Origin of the sequence: Bacillus infantis (assembly GCF_020171945.1) — a bacterium.
GTDB lineage: Bacteria > Bacillota > Bacilli > Bacillales > Cytobacillaceae > Bacillus_AB > Bacillus_AB infantis_A.
The window spans coordinates 1-20026 of sequence record NZ_JAIVAP010000005.1 but is presented as its reverse complement, the minus strand read 5'-3'; the positions used below and the strand labels follow the sequence as shown (position 1 = coordinate 20026).

The following is a 20026-nucleotide window of genomic DNA, read 5'->3' as shown; positions in this document are numbered from 1 at the left end:
CGCTCATTTTCCGCTGAAAGTTTCCAGCAGCTCCTCAAAGCTATTCTTTGCCACACCTTCGTACTGGGCAAGCTGCTTCAGCTCAGGCATGATATCATATTTATGGAGCAGCACCTGGGCTGCGAGCAAAAAGAGCAGCTGAATAATAACTGCTTTCACGATCAGCCGTTCTAGCATCTTCATTTTCATCCCCGCCTGTTGACAATATTAATATCATTATTGGCATCCAGTCAGGCAATTATTCGTTAAGCCTCCAGGCCTTTTTTCTTTAGGGCAAGCTGCCTGTCAAAACAGAAGCGGAGAAGAATCTGCCTGTCGGATGGGCCCAGATCTGCAAATTCAATCGACGCCTTATTTTTCAGTTCATTGTGTTCTATGATTCTCACAATTTTCGCATCTGCTTTCAGATAATGATAGTCTCCATTCTGAAGGGCCAGAACCAGCAATACTTTAATAGATATGCCGGCGTCAAGCGGTATGTCTTTATCCACCAGCAGACTCGCCCCGCCGGCACTGATGTCTTCTGTCACAGCCTTAAACGGCGGGAATTCCCCGCCAATCGGCTGGACTGCTGCATCAATGGATGCTTCGATCCTCACGTACTGCCGCCTCTGGATTTTGATAAGCTGCTTCGGGCCCGGATAGGATAGCACCATCAGCGGAATATTCTGCTTGACCCTCCCTTTTACTTCTGTAGTAAATAAGAATACGGACCCGTCATCTGAGACGAATGTAGCTTTAAGCTGTGTGCCATCCAGCAGGAAGGCTGTTTTACCTGAATTTACATTGACCGGGTAATCAATGAACAGGGAATTTTCATTCATTTCAGCCAGCTTGCATCTATATTTTTCTTCTTTATGTCCATTCACTGTTTCAAGTGTTATTGAATCTCCAATATTTATCATGCTGACCCACTCTCTCTTGCTCTCTCTTAATAAAAACGTTCCCCATACATAAAGACAAAAGGATAATCCTGTCATTTAATTATGACACGGGACCCATGGATGAATCAAGAACTTATATAGTTCTAAATACCTGTTTTCTAATGAAGAAAAAGCCCGGGATTTTCCCCGGGCCCTGCAGCGCTTTATTAAACAACCTCTTCGTAAACGGGCTCTGCATTTTGCAGCTTATCTACTTTTTCTTCGATGCCTGAATCTGCATTTATATAAATGCGGTATGTGTCGTCACCCATAGTACCAAGGAATTCATGGCATAATACTTCCTGATTAAGATCATTGACGATGACGGCAAGTCTAGATTCCTGGATCTTCAGATTAGGATTGATCTTGTCCCTGGCCTCTTCCTTGCTTAAATCTGCCTTGGGCAGTTCCCTTGTGTGGTGGGACTTAAGATAATCTTCAGCTGAAAAGCCGATCATTTGCCCATTATCAAGAGCTACCTTTACTTTTATCGAATCAGGATAGACCCTTATATCATCCTGTTTGGATACAAAAGTAAATACTCCGACATTATCGTATTGTGTACTTTCAAACATGTCCATATCCTTAAATCCATTGTCACTGAGGAATTTAATGGCTTTATTCCCCGCTTCATTTAAACTGACAGCCTGATCGTTTACATCCCGGCTTAAAATATACCAGATTGGATACCCGCCTTTTTTTGTTATATCCATATTGGCTTCCCTGCCGGTCTTAGGGTCCTGGACAGAGACACTGTAGAAGCCGAAGTCAGAGCCTTTTCCATTCTCCGTCACTTTTACTTCTGCCTTTTTCCCCATTCCCGCATATTTCACAGCAATGGAGCGGGCTTTATTTTTTGAAATAGCCTCTCCCTCTAAATATTTATAATTAGAATCTTCTTTCTGCATATTGACCATGGCAGGGCCAAAATCAGTCTCTCCATAACTTTCAACCGTCTTTTCCACCGTTTTGAACCCGTCGATGATTGTGTTGTCCATTGGCTGTTTATTGGACGCCAGCGCCATTTCAACGTCCATCCATCTGAGATTATTCTTCAGGACCATATGCTGGACCTTGCGGAGCTCCTGCTGAATATCAGCCGATTCTTTATAGAGCCCTTGAAGCGCCTTATACTCTTTATCTGACAAAGGTTCTTTGTCCAGGTCCCTGACTGCTGTGCGGTAGCTGAAATCCCCGATTTTCGCAAGGAAATCCTCTGTCTTATTGAATGGCATAAGGGTAAGCGGCAGCTGACCAACATCACTATGGGCAGTCGATGTTATTTTCCAGACATCAGCAAGCGCCGGTGAAAGGGATTCCCTGGAATTCATGGCCAATGTAGTCCCTATTTTGTCATGCAGCAGGTCGGTTTGGTATGTCAGGTCATGAAAGGCCCTTTGATAGCTGTTTTCTGCATTGATAAGTATCGCATTCTTTTCCTTGTGCTCCTGGTATCCCCAAAAACCTGCCCCAGCAGCTCCAAGGGCGAGTACCGCAATAAGTATCCCTCTAATCACTGTAAACCACCTCTCTATTCACAGAAAATATGTTTTCCGATCTTTTTGATCTGCGGCCGCGTCCAAATCCATCCGCTTGTCGCCGTATCAGGATTAAAATAATAGAGCGCATTGCCGGTTGGATCCCAGCCGTTCATAGCGTCCATCACTGCTTCTTTGGCAGTTTCATTCGGCGTCAGCCATATCTGGCCGTCTGCAACAGCTGTAAAAGCACGCGGCTCGAAAATCACGCCTGAAACTGTATTGGGGAAGGTTGCACTTTGGACCCGGTTCAGGATGACTGCTGCCACAGCCACCTGGCCTGTGTAGGGCTCTCCCCTTGCTTCTCCATAAACTGCGTTTGCCATCAGCTGGATGTCATTCTGCGAGAATCCTGATGGGATATTGGCAGCAGAAGGCTGTTTGGCTTCAGGTTTTACCGGGGCACTTTGGCCACCGCCTCCGCCTCCGCCCTGTCCAGCACCGCCGGACGGCTTTTTCTGCTTGTCCAGATCAACACCGCCATAGTGGGTAAATTTATTGCCTTTGTTGACTTGTTCTTTTACAAACTGTTCGTTGTACTTGGAAGCTTTTGCGAGCTTGGCCTTTGTTCCCTGGCCTGCCAGCCCATCAATCGGCAGCCCGAATTCGTATTGGAAATTACGGAGGGCCCAGTAAGTTCCCCATCCAAATACCCCGTCGATTTTTCCGTTATAAAAACCGAGGTACTGAAGCCTTGACTGAAGTTCAATTACATCATCGCCCACAGCTCCATGCTGGATGACCTGGGCTGAAAAAGCATCTGCTTTATCCGAAGGGCCCAGCAGCGGGAGTGCAGCTGCAAATAGCGGAATGAGCAGAACCAGCTTAATCACCAATAATTTGTTTTTCATGGTTAGCAACCCCCAGATGATAATCTAATTAACATTAACCCTATTTTTTTCAGATGCTGGGTTTTTATGCAAATGAGAGCAATTTGACGATAGTAAATATATGGAATGCCACTATAGTTTCCCAACAAAAAAAACCCTCACCTAGGGGTAAAGGGTTTTCTGATAGTCAAAACTCTCGTCGATCCGTTTCATGCTCATTGCCCTGGCCATCTTGACCTTTCTGAGGCCATACCACCAGAGGAAAATCATGAAGGGAACCATAATAAACTTCCAATGTTCCTGGGATACGAGAATAAAGTCATAGGTTCCATGGAGGATAAAAGGCAAAAAGAGCGAGAGGCTGATCCATTTCTTCCTTGATTCAGCCGTAAACTTGCCTTTTCCAATATAGTAGCCCATTATGACACCGAATAAAGCATGGCTTGATACCGGCAGCAGGGCACGGCCAATCGCATATTCCAGCCCATTGGCAATCAAATAGAGAATATTTTCCGCTGTGGCAAAGCCCAGGGATACACTTGCACCATAAACAATGCCATCATACGGCTCATCAAAGCTTATATGCTGGTAAACTGTGTAGAATAAAATAAACCATTTAAAAAATTCTTCGAGCATACTTGCGGAAAAGAATGCACTGACAATATCAGATTGGACAATCTGCTCGGTTTCAAGGACATACTGGATGAACATGATCGGGAACACCAGCAGGGCACCAAAAAGAAAAGTCCTGAACACCATTGAAACTGGCTCGGAATCGTATTCGTCCTTTAAATAAAAGTAGCTAAGCAAAGCCAGACCAGGAGCTATTCCGGCAGATAATATTCCCAGCATGAGCTGTCCTCTTTTCAATCTGTTTTCTTAATCGTATCATGATATTATGATAATGAAAATGGATTAATCATAGATCAAGCTTATTTTATAAGGAAAAGGCAGCGGTACAGGATTCCTATGGATTCTGCCCTTTTCCTGCAAACCATCCTGGAGGCTATAGAAATGACAAAGAAAAAAATACTCATCATCCATACTGGCGGCACGATTTCAATGAGTGAAGATGCTTCAACCGGTGCCGTCGTTCCTACTGAAAAGAATCCTATGACAGATAAAACGAATGAGCTGTTTGAACTGGCCGATATCATCGTAGAAGAGCCTTTTCATCTGCCTTCCCCGCATATTACACCAGTTGAAATGCTTGTACTGAGGGATTTGATAGACAAGTACTACCAGCTTGGGAAAATAGATGGAGCAGTTATCACCCATGGAACTGATACACTGGAGGAAACAGCTTATTTCCTCGATCTCACCCTCCAGGCGCCTATCCCTGTGATTGTTACCGGTGCCATGCGGTCAAGCAATGAGATAGGATCAGACGGCCTGTACAATCTGATTGCCTCGCTGCGGGTGGCTGTAAGCAGCGAAGCAATGAATAAAGGGGTCCTGGTTGTTTTGAATGATGAGATCCACACAGCGGAGAATTGCACTAAAACCCATACCAGCAACGTCTCAACTTTCCAAAGTCCCCAATATGGACCAATCGGAATCGTCACTAAAAGGGGAGTGCTCTTCCACCACTCGCCACTCACCAAAGAAAGCTACCAGATCTCCGATGTATCCAAAAAAGTCGTGCTCGTAAAAGCGCATGCCGGGATGGATTCCTCATTGCTGATGGCCATTAAAGACCTGAAAATGGATGGAGTGGTAATTGAAGCACTTGGACAGGGCAATCTGCCGCCTGCCGCTGCTATTGGGGTCAAAAGCCTGATAGAAGCCAATATACCCGTTGTCCTTGTGTCCAGATGCTTCAACGGGATTGCCCAGGATATATACGGCTATGAGGGCGGCGGCAAACAGCTGAAAGAGCTTGGGGTTATTTTTTCAAACGGCCTGAACGGTCAGAAAGCACGCCTGAAACTCTTGATTGCCCTGACCCTCACTGATGAAATGGAGCATATTGAAAGGCTTTTCCAAGTATAAAAAAAGGGGCATCCGCTGGCGGTGCCCCTTTCATATTTAGCTGTCCGATTCACGCTTCTTTATAGCTTCTGCAATTATCCCGCCATGGAAACGGCCATTTTCAATGAAAATTTCATTTGCATTATTCCCGGCTGCAATCACGCCTGCAATAAAGATGCCTTCAATATTTGTTTCCATCGTTTCTTCACTATAATGCGGGCGTCCAGATGCAGGGTCGATAGCGATTCCCATCTTTTGGAGGAAGGTGTGATCAGGATGGTAGCCTGTCATAGCAAAAACAAAATCATTTTTTATCGCTTCCTGCCTGCCCTTTTTCTCATAAATGACCTCGCTCTCGGTGATCTCTCTTACTTCGGCCTCAAATTCCATTTTTACTTGACCTGACCTTGCAAGTGATTCAAACTCCGGCAAAATCCACGGTTTGATGCTTTGGGAATATTCGCTTCCCCTGTACAAAACCGTTACCCGTGCGCCCGCTTTGTTAAGCTCTATGGCTGCATCCACACTTGAGTTCTTTCCGCCAATTACCACGACATCTTTGTTGAAATATGGGTGGGCTTCCTTGAAATAGTGAAAAACCTTCGGAAGGTCTTCCCCTGGTATATCAAGATAATTCGGGTTGTCATAATAGCCTGTCGCAATAATTACATATGGAGCAGTATATTGTCCTTTATCCGTCTGGACGATAAAGCCTTCCAGGTCCTTCGTTACTCCAAGGACCTTTTCATACGCATGGATATTAAGCTGTTTCCTTTTTGCCACTTCCCTGTAGTAGACAAGAGCCTGGTTCCTCTGCGGCTTATAATTTTCAGTAACAAAAGCCACCCCGCCGATTTCAAGTTTTTCAGCCGTACTGAAAAAAGTCTGATGGGTCGGATAATGATAGATGGCATTGACAATATTTCCTTTTTCAATAACAAGCGGTTCCTTACCCGCTTCCTTTAACGCAATGGCTGCTGCAAGTCCGCAGGGGCCTCCTCCTATTATTATCGCATCTTCCGATTTCATATGTCAGCGCTCCTTACTTAAGCATTCTCTTTTTTGCCCCGCCGACAGGCAGGGTCTCTTTAATATTTATCCTTCACATCGGAAAATAAAAAATCTCCCATCAATTTATGATAGGAGATTTTTATGAAACATTCAATGATATGCGCTTCTTCTTACACCCAGCCGCGGAATCTGGAGGCTTCAGCTGTTTTGCGGACGCCAACCATATATGCAGCAAGCCTCATATCCACTCTTCTAGTCTGGGCCGTATCGTAAATATTATTGAACGATTTGCACATAATCTTCTCAAGTTTTTCTTCCACTTCTTCTTCAGTCCAGTAATAGCCCTGGTTATTCTGAACCCATTCGAAGTAAGAAACAGTTACTCCCCCGGCAGAGGCCAGAACATCCGGCACGAGCAGGATGCCCCTTTCTGTGAGTATCTGGGTTGCTTCGAGGGTAGTAGGCCCGTTAGCAGCCTCAACTACGATGCTTGCCCTGATATTATGGGCATTTTCTTCAGTAATTTGATTTTCGATGGCAGCAGGAACAAGGATATCGCAATCAAGTTCCAATAGCTCTTTGTTGGTGATTGTATTATTGAAAAGCTTGGTTACCGTCCCAAAGCTGTCACGGCGGTCAAGCAGATAGTCAATGTCAAGCCCCTCGGGATCATGCAGGCCGCCATAGGCATCAGATATTCCCACAACCTTTGCACCGGCATCATGCATGAATTTGGAAAGGAAGCTTCCGGCATTTCCGAAGCCCTGTACGACGACGCGCGCCCCCTGCAGGTTGATGCCCTTTTTTCTGGCAGCTTCCCTGATGCAGATCGTGACGCCTTTAGCAGTTGCCGATTCCCTTCCATGTGAGCCCCCGAGAACGAGCGGCTTTCCTGTAATAAAGCCAGGAGAGTTGAATTCATCTATTCGGCTGTATTCGTCCATCATCCAAGCCATGATTTGAGAGTTGGTAAATACATCTGGAGCCGGAATATCTTTAGTAGGACCCACAATCTGGCTGATTGCACGGACATAGCCTCGGCTGAGCCTTTCCAGCTCACGGAAGGACATATCTCTTGGATCACAGACAATCCCGCCTTTTCCGCCGCCATATGGCAAATCGACGATGCCGCACTTAAGGCTCATCCATATAGAAAGGGCTTTCACCTCTTTTTCCGTTACGCCCGGATGGAAGCGGATGCCGCCCTTAGTCGGCCCAACAGCATCATTATGCTGCGCCCGGTAGCCAGTAAAGACTTTAACAGACCCATCATCCATTCTGACAGGTATTTTAACTGTCATCATGCGGATCGGCTCTTTCAGCAGTTCATATACCTCTTCAGGATATCCAAGCTTTTCGAGAGCCTTATGAATAACAGTTTGAGTTGACTTTAAAACGTCATGTTTGTCTTCTTTATTTGTGTTTCCAGTACCGTTCTCGGCTACCATTTGTAAACCTCCTAAAAAATCACTTTGCATTTTGTCCGTATTCATGACATAGTATACACCTTTGTTTGATTTATGCAAGAAGAAAAATGCACTTTTCGGCATTTTTTGATTACTTGTTGAAAACGCTGCCAACGCTGTTATAATGGGAATTTTCAGTTATTTTTACATTAACACTTTTCCCTTATTCGCGTAAAAAAAACACCTTATTTACGATATCTGAAAAATGGGCTTAAAACTATAGCAAAAAAGTTTATGGAAACACAAAAAGACAGGCTGTCATCGAAAAATCCCAACCTGTCTTCTTCTATTGTATTCTCCCGGGTTAATGGTTCCATTTAAACAAACAGTGCTTTCCTGCCGATGGACTCTCAGAAATAGCGGCTCAGTGTTTCAATTGCACTATCTGCAATGATTTCCTTGCCATATTCAAGGAGCCTCCAGCGGGTGACAAGGGATGTGCTCCCATATTCCGCGAGCATACTGGCGAGCTTTTCTGCATCTTCTGCCAGGATGTCATCGAACAATAAGTAATAGCGTCCCTCCATATGATAGAGGCTTCCGCCATTCAATCCCATACCGGCCAGCCTTCCTGAAAGCTGGATGACATCCTCCACATCCTTAAAAACAAAAAGGAGATCTTCGTTGTCATCAATTACAACCTGCATGTCAATAAAGCCTTCAGAGAGAAGAAAGTCTTCTTCTTCTTCTTCATCCTGCTCCTGCATAGTCACAATCATAACCATGCCCTGGGCCTGCATGGAGAATATCTCCACCGCGACAGACCCCTGAATGTCTACACCAAATTCATCACTGGCTTCTTCGAGCATCTCATGAAAAAGCTGATGCCATTTCAAGGAGTCCTTCCAAATATCTTCCTTTGTCAGGCCCCGTTCTGTTAAGTCATCTAAAGTCAGGAAAATCTTGATTTTATTGTAGTTTAACCTTTCCAAGCGCATGACAATGCCCCCTGCCGTGACCAACTCTTAATTTAGTGTATGAAGGTTATAAAAGATGGTGAGTCGTCTTACTATTTATTCAGCCAATTTCAGCAGAAGAATGAGGTTCCTGCAGGTCCAGCCCGGTTCGTATTTTGTTCAGGACATTTGTTCCTTTATCCAGCGTTCCCACTCACTTTTACTATTCCCTAAAATATAGGAGGCATATTTGTCTTTCTTTTCCCGCGGCATCCGCCCTACTGCAAAACCTCCGAGCCCGATGCTCAGACCGGAATGCTCTGAATACAGTTTCTCCGCTAATTCAAGAGTGCCTTGAAGATTTTCCTTCATTGTACAGGAAAAGAACAGGAATTTGGGATTTACAGTTTCAATGACCACATCAATGTCTTTCTCGGCAATGCTGGCACCAAGATACACAACTTCAAATCCCTTCCTCCTCAGGAACAGCGTGAAAATGAGCAAGCCCAGTTCATGCCACTCATTTGGACCGCACACAGCCACTGCCTTTGGCAGGATTGAATTATGGGGAAAAGAATGGAGGATGATGCCGATCCTTGACCGCAGGATAGAAGAAGCAAAATGCTCATGGGCAGTGGTGATCTCGCCTCTTTCCCATAAGTCCCCTATCTTGACCAATAAAGAGCCCAGTATATCCACCAAAACCTTATCAATTGTATATAAACTGAATGCCTGGTTGATCAGATCATGTGCTTTGGATTCATCGAATTGCAATAATGCATCCAGGAGCCTGTCCCCCAGGATTTCAGCATGGTTCCCTCCATCCGCAGGCTCTTCAGGATCTGATTCAAGGACATTATTTTCCAGCAGGGATACTGCCTGGCTGATTGTAAATCCCTGGTCGATTTTACTGAGCAGCCATCTCAGCGTCTTGACATGTTCTTCTGTGTAAAGGCGATGGCCGGATTCGTTCCGCTTAGGTGCAACCATCTGATAGCGCCTTTCCCAGGCTCTTAAGGTGCCCGGCTGGATGCCGAGCATCTTAGAGACAGCTTTGATGTTATATTTTCCTTCTTGATTGGCCATTTATTATCCTCCGTTTACAGCGTACAGTTCCATACATCCATTATAGGTATCCTCGGGATGTGTGTAAACTTTGTATAGGCTATGGACATCCTTTGTTAAATCAGCCTTTGCGCCTTAGACGGACTAAGTGGGTTTCCGCCCTGGCACCGAGCCTCAAAGGAAGCGCAGTAGTTCCATATCCATTGCTGATGAGCAGAGTTGCCGCATCCATTATTTTTACCTTCCCTTTTTCATAAGGGCTGTAACCTAGAATGTGTATTTGCCCTCCATGGGTATGTCCGCTCAATACCAGCCGGATTCTATCTTCTTTTTCAAGTTTGCCAATGATGGCAGGGTTATGGCAGGCCAGAATCCTGAAACCTGATGGCCCGGCATCCTGAAGGGCCAGGTCCAGCCGGTCCCTCCCTTTCCCGACATCATCCACACCCATGAGAATCATTGAATCCCCATTTTCCGCTTCGAAAGATACAGCTGTGTTATCAAGTATTTTAACACCGCTTTCCAGAAGGAGCGCGTCCAGCTCCCTATGATCTACCTCATAGTCATTATTGCCCCAGACAAAGTAAGCCGGACCGACCGTTTTTAGTTTTTCGATATTCTCCTTCACTAAGGAGAAGGGCACTCCTTTTTCAGCCAGATCTCCGCCTATTATAACCAAGTCAGCTTTCTCTTCGACCTTTTCCAGCAGCTTATCTGAAACTTTGCGGCGGTGGATATCGGAAATGAAGAATATTGTGACGCTCCCAAACCCTGCAGGGAAATCTTCAAACTCCAGTTCATTATGTATGACCCTGTCCTGAAAGGCTTCTCTTACCATATAGCCAAGAAGGCAGGCTCCAAATATCATGAGGATTATTATAATTGCAATTATATAAATGTCCATACCCGCTCCCCAAAGAACAATCTCTTTTTACCGCTTCCGGTAAAAGTCTATAGAAATAATACCATATAAAAAGGAAAAAATGAAAAGCAGGAATCCCTTCCAAAAACCCATAAAGAATAAAGCCAGAAAGCAGACCAGCAAAGCTCCGATTCCGCAAACGGCCGCAAACCCTGAGGCTGAACTGCCCTCAAACCGCCTCCCGCTTTCCAGTATCGCATTCAGGCATGAGGCAAAGCTCATAAAGCTGATGCTGAAGGCAAAAGCAGCGGCCAGGAATTCCCCGGGGCTTAAAAGCAGCTGTGCCAGTGCCGCGCCAGGTTCAGCAGGGAGCGAAACAGGCAGCCAAATCATAAATAGGCAGCCGCTGGAAAACCCGGACAGCAGCCTGATCATAAAGAAAAGCACAAAAAAATCCCTCCCACACCAATGTATGAAAGAGGGCAGTGTTTGTGCTTCACTTATCTAATCTTCATAAATATCCAAAACCCGGAATCCGGATTCCTCCAGCTTCTTGATGAATTTATCAATATTATCTTTCTTTTCTATTTTCATGACGATCCTGCGGACCAGCTTATCTGTTTCGTCGAATGTAACCAGAGAAATGATATGTTCATGAAAATGCCGGGCAATTTCGGAAAGCCGGGCAATCCTTCCCTCGGTTTCGACTGATGTAAAAGCAATCCTCACCCCGGGACGATTAGTTCCGAATGCCGACTGAAACTGGACCATAACATCGAAGCGGGTCACAACGCCGAGGAACTTGCCAGCTGCATCCACAACTGCAAGCAGAGGGAAGTCTTTAAGATCAAGGAGCAGCCTTTCAAAAATCTCATTGCCGCGGAGGACCGCTTCCTTATGATCCGCAATGTCCCTGACCTTAGTTCCTTCTAAATAGGTCTCTTTTTCCTGACTGGAATTAAAATAGCTTTCATAAATCCCGTACCTTGTGATGATGCCGGCATATTTCTCTCCATCCAGAACCGGCAGACCGTCTATCTGATGCTTTTCAAGCTGCTCAAGAGCACTTTGCAGCGTCTCCCCGCAGCCTATCGTGTAGCACGAGTGTTTAGGAATCATAACGCTTTTAACAAACATGGCCATCCCCCCAAAAAAGTAACTGACATCCATATATATTCCCTGTTTTCCGCCAGATTCCTTCATTTTGGAGTGTGTTTATTTTTAATTAAGGACAATTCGTGCTGCTGATCTCTGACCAGCTATTTATTTTCATGGTAAAGATTAATATCATAGTTTTTTTTCATCATTTCGAATACGATATGACGGTTTTTCCATTCCTCTTCCTTTTTCCAGAGATCCTTGCTTCTGTCAACGATTTCGCAGCGCAGTGCATGATATTCCTTTTCAGCCTTGTCCTTCTTTTCCTTAAAGAGATTCATAGTTCCGTACAGCCCTCCTGCCAAAAACAGCAGGTATAAATTGGCGCTGTTAGAGGCAAAGGCGGAAAACATGCTTGCAAACGAATACGAATAGGGTTCCATAACCGTATAATATAAGTAAATCAGATAAAAAAAGGACACAAAAACCCCAGCCCACATCACTGCCAGGTGCCTGGCTTTGTATCTATCAAACTTGCGTTTCCGCTCTACTACCTTCTGCAGCATCTGCCTTGCAGCCTGATCTGTCCGCTCATCCAGCATTTGAATTGTTGTTTCCATACAATCCCCCTCCCCTGCCATTATATGAGTTTGTCCGGGGGGATATTCTATCGAAAGGCGGAGGCGGCTTGCCCAGCTCCAGCAAGCATAAGACGCATTGAAAATTACCTGAGGGTGCTAGTCCGCTTCACTAAGACCTTCTGTTTCTCTTTTTCCTGCACAGAAGGTTCCAATTCGCTTCAAACAACAAAAAAACCGGTACTCAAAGGTACCGGCATTACTGGTTTTGCGGTATTTTCAATACTTGTCCCACGTGGATTTCATTGCCGGACAGCCCGTTTGCCTGCCTGATGATTTCTATCCCGTCCTGTGACTTAAAGTACTTCATTGAAATCCTGAACATGGTTTCGCCTGGCTGTACGGTGTGCGTTACAAACCGTCCAGAGGTTTCCTTCTGTTCAGTTGCTGGCTTGTCCTGGTCCTCTCCGGCAGCTTTTTCTTTATCTGCTGTTTTTTCCGGTTCTTTGGCACCTGTTTCAACCGCCTCTGCATCAGATGATTTTTCCGGCTCTGAAGCGCCTGTATCCTGTTTTCCTTCTTGTTTGGCATCTTTATCTGATTCTTTTGCCTGCTCTTCGCCAGCTGAAGCTTTTTTCTCTTCTTCTGCCTTCTGCTCCTCTGCTGCCGCCGGTTCATCAGCTGTCTCGCCAAAGTCCACCGTCTCATAGCTCGTCTTGCTTGCTTCTGCAGCCTCCCCGCCAGGCTCATTGCCAATAGAGGTGTATATACTGAAAATCGCAATCGGCAGCAGAATAAAGAAGATGGCCAGCAGGCTCATAACCGGATATTTCAGCTTCCATTTAGTCTTTTTCTTTTTCTTATTATGGTGAAGGCTGCTCCTCGGGGGGAGCGCTTCTTTTTTCCTGTCCTTTTGTTCTGTACCGCCGTCTATTTTCTTGCGCAGGCGTTCGGCCTGGTCTCTATAAGGATCCTCTCTGTTCATCCAAATCCCTTCCTGTTTCCTCTATATTGTCCTGCTTCCGATATCTGATGGAGATGCCCAGTAAAAAATCTATCAGAAAATGCATAACGATCGTGACAGCAAGATTGCCTGTCTCTAAATAAATGATCCCGATTAAAAAGCTCAACACGATAATATTGATAAACAGGAACCAATTAAATAAATACCGGTAATGGACAGCTGCAAAGATAATACTTGAAACCAGCAGCCCGAAATGAGTCTGAATGATCCCCCTGAACAGCAGCTCTTCACAAAAAGCGACAAAAGCTGCAATCACAGCAATATGCAAAGGGTTCCGGTTCCGGAATATCCTCTCATTGAGTCCGCCATCATCATAATACGAAGCAGGAACGACTTTCATTAACAGCAGGTCTGCCAGAACAACCGCAATCCCGGCAACTGCCCCTATATATAAAATATTTAAATCTCCCCAAAAAAACAAGTCGAAAAAGGAAGAAAAATCATTAAATAATATAAAGCCAAGAATCGCGGATATGACAAGGAGCAGCAGCTGTGTTGCATACAAGTGGAACAAGAGGTCTTTATCGGATAATTCCTTGATTATTTCCATATGCTTTTTTTTCATTATGATCGCTCACTTATTGATTAGCATTCCGGCAAGGAGTTCTTTCCAGCCAGGCCTGGCCTGTCCGGCAGGCTCCTCTGCCTGTCCAAAATATTTTTCTAAATCCAGACCGCATATATCACAGCAGGAAATAATTTCAGGCTTTTTGCCTTCCTGAAAATATTCTGTGATTTTTTCCCTCCGGCATGATTTGGAGTGAATCCAGCGGCCCACTTCTGCAATTTGCCCGTTTTTTATAAGGACCCTTTTGCGGAGAAACTCATTGATCCTGCCAGGAAGATTGTCCGCTTCCTCATCCAGCAGCCTGTCAGAAAGCTCGGTCAGCACCCGCCACTGAATATCTGTCAGGCCTGCAGGCAAGCGGATTTCTTTTTCATTCTCTGAAAGCTCTGAAGCGCCAAGCCCCTGCGTTTCAAGCAAGGAGAAGACATAATCAACCTGGTGCTCAGAAGGAAGCTCAGCTTCAGCAAGCTGCAGGGGCAGCTGCTCATCACCCGGCGCCCAAAGAAGGACGGCTGCGCTTGCCTTGCCATCTCTCCCGGCCCGGCCGATTTCCTGCAGATAGGACTCCAGCTGGAGAGGCATATGGAAGTGGACAACAAAACGGATATCGCTTTTGTTGATCCCCATGCCAAAAGCACTTGTGGCACAAACGATGTCAATCTGGCCATTCACAAATTGCTGCTGGATCAGGATACGGCTTTCCTGATCCATCCCGCCATGGTAGGCCATCACCTTTTTTGAGCCTTTCTCTTTCAGAGATAGAGCTGCCTGCTCGGCCATTTTCTTGCTGGAAAAATAAATGATCCCCGGTCCGCTGAATCGCTGAACAAGTTCCCTCAGCCTTGATGCCTTTGCCTGGTAGCCGCTGTGTTTCTCGACAGTCAGGCTGATATTTGGCCTGTCCACAGAAGAAATAACCTGCTCGCAGTTTTCCACCTCAAGCCGGGCAATGATGTCCCTGACTGTCTCGGGTGTTGCAGTAGCTGTCAGTGCCAGCGTCAGCGGATTTCCAAGCTGTTTTCTAATATCGCCAAGGCGAAGATAATCCGGTCTGAAGTCATATCCCCACTGTGAAATGCAATGGGCTTCATCGACTACAAATAAAGCAATCCTCAGCTTCCTGATCATATTGAGCACAGAAGCTGTATTAAGCATTTCAGGAGAAATGAAGATGAATTTAAAGCTCTGAAGGCTGTCAAAAGCCCAGCGTTTTTCCTCAAAGCTTAAAAATGAATTGAGTGCAACGACCCTTTTCTCCCCGTTCATCTTCATCTGTTCGACCTGGTCCTGCATCAAGGAAAGGAGCGGCGAAACAATGAGAACGGTGCCCTCAAGCAAGTAGCCCGGAAGCTGGTAGCAAATGGATTTCCCTGTGCCGGTCGGAAGCATTGCCAGTGTATGCCGTCCATCCAGGATGGAGGAAATGGCCTCCCTTTGCCCTTTTCTAAAGGATGAGAAGCCGAAATATCTATTGAGCTCTTCTTCAAGCATCATTTCCGTCGCCATACTTGGCCATCACCAGCCTTATTTCAAAATACTCCGCACCATCTGCCAGCCTCCTGATATGCTTAAGCTGCCGTGACTCGGCATTCATGGCTGCGCTCCTGATAAGCTCCTGTCTTTCGGCCTTTACATAAGGGTCGATGCTGAACCCCTCTACATTCAGTGCCAGCTCTACAATATGGTCTTCTATTGTGCTCCTTTTAAGTCCCCTTGCCTGAATGATCTTTTCCAGGCCAACACCCTGCTTCAGCATCATATACGTCTTCTGGGCGGACTGCGTCAGCGGAATGGATGACTCTTCGCCGGTAAATAATAACCGCAGGACAGGAAAGCTGCTGCGGTCTTCCATGATGTGAACAATCAGATAGTGCAGGATAGACAGGAAGCAGAACCGATAATGATCGAAGTCCAAATTCATAGCCTCGGCTGCCTGTTCAGATGTCAGGCCGATATGGCCGGCACCTGTAAGCCTCAGGATCAGGATTGACGGATCGGCCCCGCTGTATGATTCCAGTGCAGCCTCCAGTTCACCGTACAGTCCGGCAGCGAGGGCCTTTTTATCCATCTTCGCTTCGCGCAGGGCTTTTTTCAGCCAAATATGGGCGGCCCTTCTTCTTTGGATCGGAATATAATGTGAATTATTATGGTTTAGCTGGGAAACCACCTGAACGAGCAGCGACAGCCTCTCCCAAAAAAGGGCAGACTTGTCATGAAGCTTCCACCCATTCAATGATGATGGAACCGGAGTCTTCTGCAGCTGGGCACCAAGGGCTGAAGCTCCCTCGTCCGTGACCATGTAATGAAGCTCTTCCTTCTGTTGGATCAAGCCTTGTTTTTCCAGATGCTTTATCTTCTCATCAAGATCAGCCCTCTCCAGTGAAGGGCATGTCTGAAATAAAGAGCCCAGCTGGAATAAATGGGCATCCTGGATTGTCTGCGATGACTTTTTTCCATTCAGCAGATGATAGATGGAATAGATGGTCCTCTCGCCGTTCAGCTTATCCAGACAATATAAAATAATCATTTGCAGATAGTTAATAGGCATAAAATTCACCTTGCTTGTATATTTTTAGCCTTTTTGCTAATATAACACTTTAAAGCGGCAATATATATTACATTTTTAAGCAGCCTGTTCCTTTATATATTTTAACATGTTTAGAAAAAACCAGGCTGTTTTAAAACACGCACACAGGGTATTAAATGTTGCAAACCCTGATGTGATAAGCATTCTCAATACATTTTCTATTGAAAAGTAAAGAAAGCACACTTACAATAGGTGTATGAGGAAAGAGTTTCCGTCCGCCAGAAAGCGGGAACCGCGACTATTTCGGTTAATTGATTGGGAGGTTTTTACATGGCAAAGTATACAATTGTTGACAAAGAAACATGTATTGCATGCGGCGCATGCGGAGCTGCAGCTCCAGATATTTATGATTATGATGATGAAGGCATTGCATTCGTTACACTTGATGAAAACGAAGGCATCGTTGAAATTCCTGATGTATTAATAGACGATATGATGGATGCTTTTGAAGGCTGCCCGACTGATTCCATCAAAGTTGCGGATGAGCCGTTTGAGGGCGACGCCCTTAAATTTGAATAGCATACACTGAAAAACAGCCTCCCTTCCGAGGCTGTTTTTCTTATGTCTTGTGGTAAATTCCCTCCCTCGAACAAGAGATGCGCCCGCATAAAGGCTGGGGGTCTCGCTCCTGAATCCTATGGACCCTCCGTCCACAGTCAGCATTCCTTAGGTTCAGGCGCTTTTCGCTCTTCCTGACTTTAAATTTACACACAAAAAAACTGCAGTGCAGGCTGCAGTTTTTTTTATTTAGGCAGCACTGCGGTACGCAGACTGCTTATTGATCCATGGATTCATTTTGGCAAACAGAAGCATGAAGATTCCGGTGATGATCAGGCCTTTTACGATGTTGAACGGCAGAATGGCTGTCACAACCATTGTGCGCGTTTCAGGCGCTGACATGGCAGGCATGTTCAGGAACAGCGTATAGGCAGGCAGAATGATGAAATAATTCAGGATGCTCATCAGCACTGCCATGATGAAGGTTGAAATGACCAGGGCAGCTGTCATGCCTTTATTCGTCCTCAGTTTATTGTAGATATAATAGGTTGGAAGCACGAAGAGTATTCCGGCAGCAAAGTTCGCCAGATGCCCTACCGGTACACCGGTGGCGCTTCCTGTCATAAAATAATCAAGTACATTTTTAAATAATTCAACAAGTATCCCTGCAGCCGGACCAAAGATCAACGCAGCAATCAATGCAGGTATGTCGCTGAAGTCAATCATTAAGAATTTCGGAAACGGCGGTATTGGGAAATTCAGCAGCATCAGCACGTACGATATGCTGCTCAGCATAGCAATTGAAACTAAAGCTTTAATTGAAAATTTCTTCATGTTGTTCCTCTCTCCTTTTTAGGATCCATCTCACCTAAAGAAGAAAGGTTCGGCAAAAAAAGCTAATGCCATTGAATTAAAAATCCCCCAAGCAAACTGCTTGAGGGAGAATATACAAAGGCAAGCTTAATAAACGTTCAATTCCTGCATCTTTTGAACGTTTGCAGAACCTCCATCTTCTCCCATCCAGACTGTACTGTCGGCTTTGGAATCTCACCAAATCCTGCCCAATAAAACAGGCTCGCGGGCTTAGAGCTGACTTGCCTCATCACCGCCGGTCGGGAATTTCACCCTGCCCCGAAGATAGACCGTATTAAATTATTTTGAACCCCTAATTGGAATTCTGAATTTATTATACTGAAAAAAAACCTTCTTGTGAAGAATAATGCTCTAACTTTTTGCAGGAGCCCCTTAGTTCCCACTCAGATGGCCGTTTTGCACTAACTACTTCTTCTCAAGCGCCCGGATAAACTCCCGCATATAATCCGGAAGATCAGGCGGCCTCCTGCTTGATACAATATGGCCGTCCGTTACAGCAGGCTCATCAACCCAGATTGCTCCTGCATTCTCCATGTCATCCTTGATTCCCGGGGTACTGGTGACTGTGCGGCCTTCAAGGATCTTTGCAGATATAAGCACCCACCCTGCATGGCATATCTGTCCGATCGGCTTCTTCGCTTCATCCATTTCCCTGATGAGTGAAATAACTTCCGGAAACCTCCTGATTTTATCCGGCGCCCATCCGCCCGGCACCAGGATGGCGTCATAATCTTCAGCAGAAATCTCTGAATAGGCATAATCGGATTCCGCCTGGACCCCGTACTTCCCGAGATACGTTTCCTTTGCTGTTTCACCTGCCAGATCTACAATTGCGCCTTCTTCCCGAAGCCGCAGAATAGGATACCATAGCTCCAGGTCTTCAAACTCATGGTGTACCAGACTGATAATTTTTTTGCCTTCCAATCTCATAAATAAGCACTCCTTTTTTCATGGTTACAGCCATTCTAACCCTTTTCTGCCTGCATGTCTCCCCTACAGCCCTGGTCCCCCGGGCAAATCAAGGCCTTTCCTGGCTTTTTTTGCCGAATCCCAACTTGTTTTGTCATGAGGGGAGGAATCTCTTCCTATTTGCAGTATTTGTAAGAGAAAGGAGTGATGAAAATGAATACAAATAAAGCTGCCAGCTCTTTGGGAGTATCGCCGAGCACGATCCAGCGCTGGGTTAAACAGTTCGGTCTTGAAGTCGGAAGGAATGAACTTGGCCATTATCATTTTGAGGAAGATCAATTAGAAATCTTGAAAGATATACAATTCCAGATCCAGAACGGTGCCCTTGTCCATGAAGTAAAGCTTTCGGTCCAAAAATCACCGGAAGTGAGGCAGCAGCATGAGGATCACTCTGTTCAAATAAAGGAATTGGCAGATAAGGTCAGCCTGCTGGACTCCCGGCTTGATTCCAAGGCTGATGACGTTGTTTCCTACCAGCTGCTCCAGCACCGCCGCGAAATTGAAGATCTGAAGACCCAGCTGCTCCAGATGGCTGAAAAGATAGCTCAGCTCGAAGCATCACCACAAACTGCTGCTTCTGATCAGCCCCCTGTTTTTGACCATCCTTCCATCAAAAGAAGCTGGAAGAAAAAGAATATAATCAGCCTGCTTTTCGGTTTTTAAGCACGCCATGGGGCAGTGCTTTTTTATTTTCAAAGTGGCAGACCTTTCCCGTCAAGCTGCGGCTGCTGAAGTCTTTAGGAAAAAATCTTGAAGTCCAGGACTCGGATCTTGCCGCTAATGCCAGAGAACAAGGCGCCCCTTTTTGTGCTTGAAGTAAGGAATCAGGTACTCTGCCGGATCTTGGGATGCATGACTCCCCAGCAAAGTGACAGTCTTGTACTCCATTTGACTCCTGGGATACATGACTACTCTAAAAATTGGGCAGTCATGCACTCCATCGGGCTCCTGGGATACATGACCGCTCCACAAAATGAGCAGTCATGTACTCCATCGGACTCCCGGGATACATGACCGCCACCAAAATTGAGCAGTCATGTACTCCATCGGGCTCCTGGGAAACATGACTGCCACCAGTATTGAGCAGTCATGTACTCCATCGGACTCCCGGGATACATGACCACCACCAAAATTGAGCAGTCATGTACTCCATCGGGCTCCTGGGATACATGACCGCTCCACAAAATGAGCAGTCATGTACTCCATCGGACTCCCGGGATACATGACCGCCACCAAAATTGAGCAGTCATGTACTCCATCGGGCTCCTG

General features: G+C 45.7%; 22 protein-coding genes and 1 riboswitch. Of the genes, 3 read left to right on the top strand and 19 right to left on the bottom strand.

Translation table 11 applies throughout. The annotated features are described in order from the left end of the window. Window positions 1–3: 3 nt before the first annotated feature. The 5 genes from LCM00_RS09765 to prsW form a co-directional block, all read right to left on the bottom strand. Complete coding sequence (locus LCM00_RS09765; RefSeq protein ID WP_224900858.1) at window positions 4–183, bottom strand: YpfB family protein; 180 nt, start codon at window positions 181–183, stop codon at window positions 4–6. Between the two features lie 62 nt (window positions 184–245). Beyond that, window positions 246–905 (bottom strand): flagellar brake protein, encoded by a 660-nt coding sequence (locus tag LCM00_RS09760; RefSeq protein WP_224900856.1) that lies wholly within the window; start codon window positions 903–905, stop codon window positions 246–248. 185 nt (window positions 906–1090) lie between these two features. Continuing rightward, window positions 1091–2440, bottom strand: coding sequence for a germination protein YpeB (gene ypeB / locus LCM00_RS09755; protein WP_224900854.1), 1350 nt, complete (start codon window positions 2438–2440; stop codon window positions 1091–1093). A 14-nt stretch (window positions 2441–2454) separates the two neighbouring features. Beyond that, entirely contained in the window at window positions 2455–3312 is an 858-nt protein-coding gene (gene sleB, locus LCM00_RS09750) for a spore cortex-lytic enzyme (RefSeq protein WP_224900851.1), read from the bottom strand. Window positions 3313–3453: 141 nt separating this feature from the next. Further along, entirely contained in the window at window positions 3454–4143 is a 690-nt protein-coding gene (prsW, locus tag LCM00_RS09745) for a glutamic-type intramembrane protease PrsW (protein WP_224900848.1), read from the bottom strand. A 162-nt stretch (window positions 4144–4305) separates the two neighbouring features. On the opposite strand from prsW, the gene LCM00_RS09740 reads away from it, so the two are divergent. Continuing rightward, entirely contained in the window at window positions 4306–5283 is a 978-nt protein-coding gene (locus LCM00_RS09740) for an asparaginase (RefSeq protein WP_224900845.1), read from the top strand. A 36-nt stretch (window positions 5284–5319) separates the two neighbouring features. On the opposite strand, the gene LCM00_RS09735 is transcribed toward LCM00_RS09740, so the two are convergent. From LCM00_RS09735 to LCM00_RS09680, 12 genes are all read right to left on the bottom strand, one after another. Further along, window positions 5320–6291 carry a YpdA family putative bacillithiol disulfide reductase gene (locus LCM00_RS09735; RefSeq protein WP_224900841.1) on the bottom strand — a complete coding sequence of 324 codons (972 nt, stop codon included), beginning with the start codon at window positions 6289–6291 and terminating at the stop codon, window positions 5320–5322. 152 nt (window positions 6292–6443) lie between these two features. After that, window positions 6444–7721 (bottom strand): Glu/Leu/Phe/Val family dehydrogenase, encoded by a 1278-nt coding sequence (locus LCM00_RS09730; protein ID WP_224900838.1) that lies wholly within the window; start codon window positions 7719–7721, stop codon window positions 6444–6446. A gap of 368 nt (window positions 7722–8089) precedes the next feature. Further along, window positions 8090–8677 (bottom strand): genetic competence negative regulator, encoded by a 588-nt coding sequence (locus LCM00_RS09725; protein WP_224900835.1) that lies wholly within the window; start codon window positions 8675–8677, stop codon window positions 8090–8092. Window positions 8678–8815: 138 nt separating this feature from the next. Next, window positions 8816–9721 carry a MerR family transcriptional regulator gene (locus LCM00_RS09720; RefSeq protein WP_224900830.1) on the bottom strand — a complete coding sequence of 302 codons (906 nt, stop codon included), beginning with the start codon at window positions 9719–9721 and terminating at the stop codon, window positions 8816–8818. A 100-nt stretch (window positions 9722–9821) separates the two neighbouring features. Further along, window positions 9822–10604, bottom strand: coding sequence for a metallophosphoesterase (locus tag LCM00_RS09715; RefSeq protein ID WP_224900827.1), 783 nt, complete (start codon window positions 10602–10604; stop codon window positions 9822–9824). A gap of 27 nt (window positions 10605–10631) precedes the next feature. Next, window positions 10632–10997: a hypothetical protein gene (locus LCM00_RS09710; RefSeq protein ID WP_224900824.1), complete on the bottom strand. Its 366-nt coding sequence runs from the start codon at window positions 10995–10997 to the stop codon at window positions 10632–10634. A 69-nt stretch (window positions 10998–11066) separates the two neighbouring features. Further along, on the bottom strand, window positions 11067–11699 hold the full coding sequence (locus tag LCM00_RS09705) for a CBS domain-containing protein (protein WP_224900821.1): 633 nt from the start codon (window positions 11697–11699) through the stop codon (window positions 11067–11069). Window positions 11700–11821: 122 nt separating this feature from the next. Next, window positions 11822–12280 (bottom strand): YpbF family protein, encoded by a 459-nt coding sequence (locus LCM00_RS09700; protein ID WP_224900818.1) that lies wholly within the window; start codon window positions 12278–12280, stop codon window positions 11822–11824. Between the two features lie 217 nt (window positions 12281–12497). Then, window positions 12498–13223, bottom strand: a complete 726-nt coding sequence (locus LCM00_RS09695) for a LysM peptidoglycan-binding domain-containing protein (RefSeq protein ID WP_224900814.1) — start codon at window positions 13221–13223, stop codon at window positions 12498–12500. After that, window positions 13201–13827 carry a CPBP family intramembrane glutamic endopeptidase gene (locus LCM00_RS09690; protein ID WP_224900811.1) on the bottom strand — a complete coding sequence of 209 codons (627 nt, stop codon included), beginning with the start codon at window positions 13825–13827 and terminating at the stop codon, window positions 13201–13203. Before LCM00_RS09690 ends, LCM00_RS09695 begins: the two co-directional genes overlap by 23 nt. Window positions 13828–13836: 9 nt before the next feature. Beyond that, the gene (locus LCM00_RS09685) at window positions 13837–15336 is read right to left on the bottom strand and encodes a RecQ family ATP-dependent DNA helicase (protein WP_224900808.1); all 1500 of its coding nucleotides are present in this window, start codon (window positions 15334–15336) and stop codon (window positions 13837–13839) included. Beyond that, window positions 15314–16378: a helix-turn-helix domain-containing protein gene (locus tag LCM00_RS09680; protein ID WP_224900805.1), complete on the bottom strand. Its 1065-nt coding sequence runs from the start codon at window positions 16376–16378 to the stop codon at window positions 15314–15316. The genes LCM00_RS09685 and LCM00_RS09680 overlap by 23 nt, the downstream gene beginning before the upstream one ends. Window positions 16379–16687: 309 nt before the next feature. Here LCM00_RS09680 and LCM00_RS09675 point away from each other — a divergent pair, with 309 nt between their 5' ends. After that, window positions 16688–16936 carry a ferredoxin gene (locus LCM00_RS09675; protein WP_009794805.1) on the top strand — a complete coding sequence of 83 codons (249 nt, stop codon included), beginning with the start codon at window positions 16688–16690 and terminating at the stop codon, window positions 16934–16936. A gap of 228 nt (window positions 16937–17164) precedes the next feature. Here LCM00_RS09675 and LCM00_RS09670 read toward each other — a convergent pair whose 3' ends face one another. Beyond that, on the bottom strand, window positions 17165–17749 hold the full coding sequence (locus LCM00_RS09670; RefSeq protein WP_022544148.1) for an ECF transporter S component: 585 nt from the start codon (window positions 17747–17749) through the stop codon (window positions 17165–17167). Window positions 17750–17919: 170 nt separating this feature from the next. Further along, window positions 17920–18058, bottom strand: a riboswitch (FMN riboswitch). Window positions 18059–18193: 135 nt separating this feature from the next. Then, the gene (locus tag LCM00_RS09665; protein WP_224900802.1) at window positions 18194–18718 is read right to left on the bottom strand and encodes a type 1 glutamine amidotransferase domain-containing protein; all 525 of its coding nucleotides are present in this window, start codon (window positions 18716–18718) and stop codon (window positions 18194–18196) included. 192 nt (window positions 18719–18910) lie between these two features. On the opposite strand from LCM00_RS09665, the gene LCM00_RS09660 reads away from it, so the two are divergent. Then, window positions 18911–19420 carry a MerR family transcriptional regulator gene (locus tag LCM00_RS09660; RefSeq protein ID WP_224900798.1) on the top strand — a complete coding sequence of 170 codons (510 nt, stop codon included), beginning with the start codon at window positions 18911–18913 and terminating at the stop codon, window positions 19418–19420. Window positions 19421–20026: the final 606 nt, after the last annotated feature.

Coding starts and splice junctions, on each gene's coding strand:
- LCM00_RS09765 (WP_224900858.1), bottom strand. CDS start 183: ATGAAGATGCTAGAACGGCTGATCGTGAAAGCAGTTATTATTCAGCTG.
- LCM00_RS09760 (WP_224900856.1), bottom strand. CDS start 905: ATGATAAATATTGGAGATTCAATAACACTTGAAACAGTGAATGGACAT.
- sleB (WP_224900851.1), bottom strand. CDS start 3,312: ATGAAAAACAAATTATTGGTGATTAAGCTGGTTCTGCTCATTCCGCTA.
- prsW (WP_224900848.1), bottom strand. CDS start 4,143: ATGCTGGGAATATTATCTGCCGGAATAGCTCCTGGTCTGGCTTTGCTT.
- LCM00_RS09740 (WP_224900845.1), top strand. CDS start 4,306: ATGACAAAGAAAAAAATACTCATCATCCATACTGGCGGCACGATTTCA.
- LCM00_RS09735 (WP_224900841.1), bottom strand. CDS start 6,291: ATGAAATCGGAAGATGCGATAATAATAGGAGGAGGCCCCTGCGGACTT.
- LCM00_RS09730 (WP_224900838.1), bottom strand. CDS start 7,721: ATGGTAGCCGAGAACGGTACTGGAAACACAAATAAAGAAGACAAACAT.
- LCM00_RS09725 (WP_224900835.1), bottom strand. CDS start 8,677: ATGCGCTTGGAAAGGTTAAACTACAATAAAATCAAGATTTTCCTGACT.
- LCM00_RS09720 (WP_224900830.1), bottom strand. CDS start 9,721: ATGGCCAATCAAGAAGGAAAATATAACATCAAAGCTGTCTCTAAGATG.
- LCM00_RS09715 (WP_224900827.1), bottom strand. CDS start 10,604: ATGGACATTTATATAATTGCAATTATAATAATCCTCATGATATTTGGA.
- LCM00_RS09710 (WP_224900824.1), bottom strand. CDS start 10,997: ATGATCAGGCTGCTGTCCGGGTTTTCCAGCGGCTGCCTATTTATGATT.
- LCM00_RS09705 (WP_224900821.1), bottom strand. CDS start 11,699: ATGTTTGTTAAAAGCGTTATGATTCCTAAACACTCGTGCTACACGATA.
- LCM00_RS09700 (WP_224900818.1), bottom strand. CDS start 12,280: ATGGAAACAACAATTCAAATGCTGGATGAGCGGACAGATCAGGCTGCA.
- LCM00_RS09695 (WP_224900814.1), bottom strand. CDS start 13,223: ATGAACAGAGAGGATCCTTATAGAGACCAGGCCGAACGCCTGCGCAAG.
- LCM00_RS09690 (WP_224900811.1), bottom strand. CDS start 13,827: ATGAAAAAAAAGCATATGGAAATAATCAAGGAATTATCCGATAAAGAC.
- LCM00_RS09685 (WP_224900808.1), bottom strand. CDS start 15,336: ATGGCGACGGAAATGATGCTTGAAGAAGAGCTCAATAGATATTTCGGC.
- LCM00_RS09680 (WP_224900805.1), bottom strand. CDS start 16,378: ATGCCTATTAACTATCTGCAAATGATTATTTTATATTGTCTGGATAAG.
- LCM00_RS09675 (WP_009794805.1), top strand. CDS start 16,688: ATGGCAAAGTATACAATTGTTGACAAAGAAACATGTATTGCATGCGGC.
- LCM00_RS09670 (WP_022544148.1), bottom strand. CDS start 17,749: ATGAAGAAATTTTCAATTAAAGCTTTAGTTTCAATTGCTATGCTGAGC.
- LCM00_RS09665 (WP_224900802.1), bottom strand. CDS start 18,718: ATGAGATTGGAAGGCAAAAAAATTATCAGTCTGGTACACCATGAGTTT.
- LCM00_RS09660 (WP_224900798.1), top strand. CDS start 18,911: ATGAATACAAATAAAGCTGCCAGCTCTTTGGGAGTATCGCCGAGCACG.